General features: G+C 56.5%; 1 protein-coding gene. It reads left to right on the top strand.

Going from position 1 to position 1,107, the window contains the following annotated elements:
* The first annotated feature begins 84 nt into the window (after window positions 1-84).
* Complete coding sequence (locus tag DWZ01_RS10570; RefSeq protein ID WP_117848987.1) at window positions 85-1,023, top strand: AEC family transporter; 939 nt, start codon at window positions 85-87, stop codon at window positions 1,021-1,023.
* Window positions 1,024-1,107: the final 84 nt, after the last annotated feature.

The raw sequence follows: 1,107 nt of genomic DNA, 5'->3' as shown, positions 1-1,107 counted from the left end.
TGCTTTGTTTTGAGAAGTTCGCGAAGCCCACTTCTCAAAACAAAGCAGGCGCCCCGGCCCTCGTGGAACAGATAAGGGGGAAGCATGAGCTTTACGAGTGTGGCGCTTCAGATGTTGACGGTTTCGCTGCCTATTTTGTTGGGGTGGTGTATCGCCAAGCTGGGGTTTATGAAAGCGGAGTTCGAGCGCGAGCTGTCGCATCTGCTGTTGCAGGTGGCGCTACCGTGCTTGGTGCTTTCGTCAGCGCTGGGCGATGATGTGAAGCTTCCGAGCATTGCCGATACGTTTTCGCTCATGGGACTGTCCTTTGTGATGTATGTGGTGGCGACCGTTATCGCGTTTGCTGTCACCGCTGCTCTTCGCGTTCCCAAAGGGACGGAATGCTCGTATCGCTTCGCCGTGCTTTTCGGTAATGCCGGGTTTATCGGTTTTCCGGTTATTTCGGCGGTGTTGGGAAAACAAGCGCTGTTGTATGCATCGATTGCGCTTATCCCCCCAAACTTTCTTATGTTTACCGTCGGCGTTATGTTATTTAGCGGAATAGGTGGTGGCCTTAAAACGCAGATGCGCAATATTGCCGCCTGCTGCAAGAGTCCTGGTCTCATTGCAAGTACTGTTGTGCTTGGGATCGTGCTCACCGGATGGACCGATTGGGGCGTGCTGGGCGACTCGATTTCCATCGTTGGCACCATGACCACTCCTGCAGCATTGTTGCTCATGGGATCGTCTATCGCCAAGTACCGTCCGCTCGAGATGCTTACCAACTGGCGCGCCTATGTCGCCGTGGCGTTTCGCCTGGTTGTCGTGCCGGTGGCATGTCTTGCCGTCGCGCGCTTGTGGCCCGGCATGACGCCCATGTTTATCGCGACGCTTGTGCTCGAGATGGCAATGCCGGTGGGCAGCAACGGTACGCTGTACTGCCTACAATACGGCAAGGATGCACGCCCCATGATGCAGTGCACGTTTTTGTCGATCATCTGCTCCATTTTGACCATCCCACTCGTAGCCACACTGTGCGGGTAGGCATTCGGGACGGTCTCGCGCTGGGGCCTTGCCCGGCTGGGCGGCCTTGCTCCGGGAAGTGGGCTTCGCGAACTTCCCGGAGCA

The organism is Collinsella sp. AF28-5AC, from assembly GCF_003457875.1.
Lineage (GTDB): Bacteria > Actinomycetota > Coriobacteriia > Coriobacteriales > Coriobacteriaceae > Collinsella.
Note: the sequence above shows the minus strand (reverse complement) of the source record. Positions and strands in the feature narration are given on the sequence as shown.